We start from the raw sequence: 3,904 nt of genomic DNA on the forward strand, positions 1-3,904 counted from the left end.
CAAGCATATCCGGAAATACCCCGAGGAGAAGCGCGAGCGCTTTCTCAGCGCGGCGGAATTGCGTCGGATCGGCGAGGTGCTGCGCGAGATGGAGGCGGAGGGGATCGAACTACCCTCGGCCATCCTCGCCGCCCGCCTGCTGATCCTGACCGGCTGTCGACTGAACGAGATCATGACGCTGAAATGGGCATATGTCGATCTGGCCGAGCGCGTTTTGCGCCTGCCGGATTCCAAGTCAGGCGCCAAGGTCGTCCATCTCGGCCAGCCCGCTGTCGACCTCCTGCGCGACGCCCAGCGCATCGATGGCAACCCGTGGGTCATCACCGGCACCCTGCCGGGCAAGCCACTGAGCGACCTTCAGCCCTTCTGGCAGCGCGTCCGCGCCCGCGCCGGGGTCAAGGACGTTCGCATCCACGACCTGCGCCACACCTTCGCCTCGACGGCGGTCGCCTCGGGCCAGGGGTTGCCCATGATCGGCAAGCTGCTCGGGCACACGCAGGTCCAGACCACAGCCCGCTACGCCCATCTCGCCGCCGAGCCGGTGCGGATGGCGGCGGACGCGGTGGCGCAGAACCTCAGGCAATCCTTGGGATAATCGCGCAGAACTCGGTGGGCACCCTCGCGACTGAGCGCCCACCTTTCGGTCAGAGACCGAGCCATCGCGGAAGCCGCGCACACAGCCCTAAGACGCAGTAGACTCACCTACAGCAAATTACTCCATTGACAGCACGTTTCCGCACACCTACCTTCTGTAGCGAAGCTTACAGAGGATTTTCGATGCGCCTCGCTGACGCCTGCACCATCCACACCGGCTACACAGCCCGCGGCAGACTGGAACCGGCGGCAGCCGGGGGCGTGCTGGCAATTCAGTTGCGGGACATATCCCCCGAGGGCATCGTCGATCCCGAGCGGCTCACCCGCGTCCAACTGGAAGGTCTTGCCGAGCGGTACTTTGTCCGCAGCGGCGACGTGGTGTTCCGCTCGCGCGGTGAACGAAACACGGCCTCCGCCCTGGACGAACGCCTGCAAGAACCCGCCCTGGCGGTGCTCCCGCTGATGGTGCTGCGTCCGAAGCGTGATGTGGTGACGCCGGAGTATCTGGCGTGGGCCATAAACCAGCCTCCCGCCCAGCGCCATTTCGACAGCGCCGCACGCGGCACCAACATCCGAATGATCCCGCGATCCAGCCTCGACGATCTCGAACTCGATGTTCCGGACATCGAAACTCAAGGAAAGATCGTCGTAGTCGATGCGCTCGCCGAGCGGGAGCGGGAGCTCACCCAGCTCGCCGCCGACACGCGAAGAAAGATGATCAACCTGCTCCTCGTCGAACGAGCGAACAGCACGCGCCCCAAGACGAGGCAGGAAAGGACGTCCAAATGACCGACCAACTCACTCAGCAGCAGGTCAACCAGACGGCTTGGGCCGCATGCGATACCTTCCGGGGCGTCGTCGATGCCGGACAGTACAAGGACTACATCCTGGTGATGTTGTTCCTGAAGTACATTTCCGACCTCTGGAACGATCACCTCGAAACCTATCGTAAACAGTATGGCGGGGACGAAACCAGGATCAGGCGCAGGCTGGAGCGCGAACGTTTCGTCCTTCCCGAAGGTGCCAGCTTCTACGACCTCTACGAGGCCCGGAACGAACCCGATATCGGCGAGCGGATCAACATCGCGCTGGAACGGATCGAGGATGCCAACCGCGCCAAGCTCGAAGGCGTGTTTCGCAACATCGACTTCAACTCCGAGGCCAACCTCGGGCGTGTCAAGGACCGCAACCGTCGCCTCAAGACCGTGCTGGAGGATTTCGCCAAGCCCGCGCTCGACCTGCGCCCCAGCCGCGTGACCGAGGACATCATCGGCGAGTGCTACATCTACCTGATCTCGCGCTTTGCCTCCGATGCAGGCAAGAAGGCTGGCGAGTTCTACACGCCCTCCGCTGTCTCCCGCCTGCTGGCGAAACTGGCGGCCCCGAAGCCGGGCGACACGATCTGCGACCCGGCCTGCGGGTCCGGGTCGCTGCTGATCCGTGCGGCCGAGGAAGTCGGATCCGAGAACTTCGCCCTCTACGGCCAGGAAGTGAACGGCGCGACTTGGGCTTTGGCGCGGATGAACATGTTTCTTCACGCCAAGGATGCCGCGCGGATCGAATGGTGCGACACCCTCAACAGCCCCGCGCTGGTCGAGGGCGACCACCTGATGAAGTTCGACGTCGTCGTGGCCAACCCCCCGTTCAGCCTAGACAAATGGGGTGCGGAAAACGCGCAGACGGACCAGTTCAAGCGCTACTGGCGCGGGATCCCGCCGAAGTCCAAGGGCGATTACGGCTTCATCACCCACATGATCGAGATCGCCAAGCGCCAGAGCGGCCGGGTAGCTGTCATCGTTCCGCATGGCGTGCTGTTCAGGGGTGGGGCCGAGGGGCGTATCCGCAAGGCGCTGATCGAGGAGAACCTGCTCGACGCAGTGGTGGGGCTGCCCGCCAACCTGTTCACGACCACGGGCATTCCGGTGGCCATTCTGGTCTTCGACCGCTCCCGCGAACAGGGCGGCGACAACGAGGACCGGCGCGACGTCCTGTTCATCGACGCCAGCAAGGAGTTCACGCCGGTCAAGACCCAGAACGTGATGGACGAGGCGCATATCAACAAGGTGCTGGAAACATACGCTGCGCGGGCGGAGATCGAGAAGTACTCGCACCGCGCCAGCCCGGAGGAAATCGCAGAGAACGACTTCAACCTCAACATCCCCCGCTATGTCGACACCTTCGAGCCGGAGGAGGAAATCGACGTCGCCGCCCTGCAGAAGCAGATCAACACCATCGAAGCCGAGCTGGCCGAGGTGCGGGGCAAGATGGCTGGCTACCTCAAGGAGCTGGGCGTCGATGTCTGAGGGCGAACTGATCCTTTACAGCACCGAGGACGGCGCCGCGACCATCGGCCTGCGGGCCGTGGACGGCACCGTCTGGCTGAGCCAGCGGGAAATCGCGGAGCTGTTCGACAAGGACGTGCGCACCGTGAACGAGCACATCCGCAACGTTTACGCCGAGGGTGAGTGCGATCCGGGGGCAACTATCCGGAAATTCCGGATAGTTCAAACCGAGGGCTCGAGGCAGGTCGAACGCGAGATCGACGCCTACAACCTCGATGTCATCCTGTCGGTCGGCTACCGCGTCCGCTCCCCGAGAGGAACCCAGTTTCGTCGTTGGGCCACCACCGTCCTGCGCGAATACCTGGTCAAGGGCTTCGCGATGGACGATGCCCGGCTGAAGCAGGCCGAACAATGGGACTATTTCGACGAGTGGCTTGCCCGTATCCGGGACATCCGCGCCTCGGAGAAGCGCTTCTACCAGAAAGTGCGTGACCTCTACGCGACCGCCATCGATTACGACAAGACGTCAAGCCAAGCGCAGGCCTTCTTCAAGAAGGTGCAGAACAAGATGCTCTGGGCGGTCACGGGCAAGACGGCCGCCGAGCTGATCGAGAACCGCAGCGATCCGAGCGCCCCCAATATGGGCCTGACCAGCTGGAAAGGCTCGATCGTTCGCAAGGGCGATGTCGGGACCGCCAAGAACTACCTGAAGGCCGAGGAGGTCGAGGAACTCAACCGCATCGTGGTGATGTATCTCGACTACGCCGAGGACCAGGCGAAGCGCCGCCGCCCGGTCACCATGGCCGAATGGGCCGCCAAGCTCGACGCCTTTCTATCTTTCAACGAACGCGACGTGCTGACCCATGCCGGCCGACTGCGGATGGACGTGGCGCAGAAGCTGGCCGCCCGGCGGTTCGAGATGTTCGACGCCAACCGCCGCACCGCCGAGGCACGGGCGGCGGATGAGGCCGACATCGCGCATTTGGAGGAGATGGAGAAGGCCGCTAAGGGGCGGAAGAAGGGGGGCG

At 63.7% G+C, this 3,904-nt stretch carries 4 protein-coding genes; all 4 read left to right on the forward strand.

Annotation, left to right across the window (positions count from 1 at the left end):
* A partial coding sequence (locus ENN83_RS13410) for a site-specific integrase (protein ID WP_287187739.1) occupies positions 1 to 595 on the forward strand: 595 nt, incomplete at its 5' end.
* A gap of 182 nt (positions 596 to 777) precedes the next feature.
* Complete coding sequence (locus tag ENN83_RS13415; RefSeq protein WP_287187740.1) at positions 778 to 1,383, forward strand: restriction endonuclease subunit S; 606 nt, start codon at positions 778 to 780, stop codon at positions 1,381 to 1,383.
* On the forward strand, positions 1,380 to 2,897 hold the full coding sequence (locus tag ENN83_RS13420; protein WP_287187741.1) for a type I restriction-modification system subunit M: 1,518 nt from the start codon (positions 1,380 to 1,382) through the stop codon (positions 2,895 to 2,897). Before ENN83_RS13415 ends, ENN83_RS13420 begins: the two co-directional genes overlap by 4 nt.
* Positions 2,890 to 3,904, forward strand: a 1,015-nt coding sequence (locus tag ENN83_RS13425) for a virulence RhuM family protein (protein WP_287187742.1), incomplete at its 3' end; no start/stop codon positions are given. The genes ENN83_RS13420 and ENN83_RS13425, both read left to right, overlap by 8 nt.

The sequence above is a fragment of the Rhodovulum sp. genome, from assembly GCF_011048875.1.
Taxonomy (GTDB): domain Bacteria; phylum Pseudomonadota; class Alphaproteobacteria; order Rhodobacterales; family Rhodobacteraceae; genus Rhodovulum; species Rhodovulum tesquicola.

What these genes read in the sequence shown, in the direction of transcription:
- ENN83_RS13415 (WP_287187740.1), top strand. Translation starts at nt 778, where the DNA reads ATGCGCCTCGCTGACGCCTGCACCATCCACACCGGCTACACAGCCCGC.
- ENN83_RS13420 (WP_287187741.1), top strand. Translation starts at nt 1,380, where the DNA reads ATGACCGACCAACTCACTCAGCAGCAGGTCAACCAGACGGCTTGGGCC.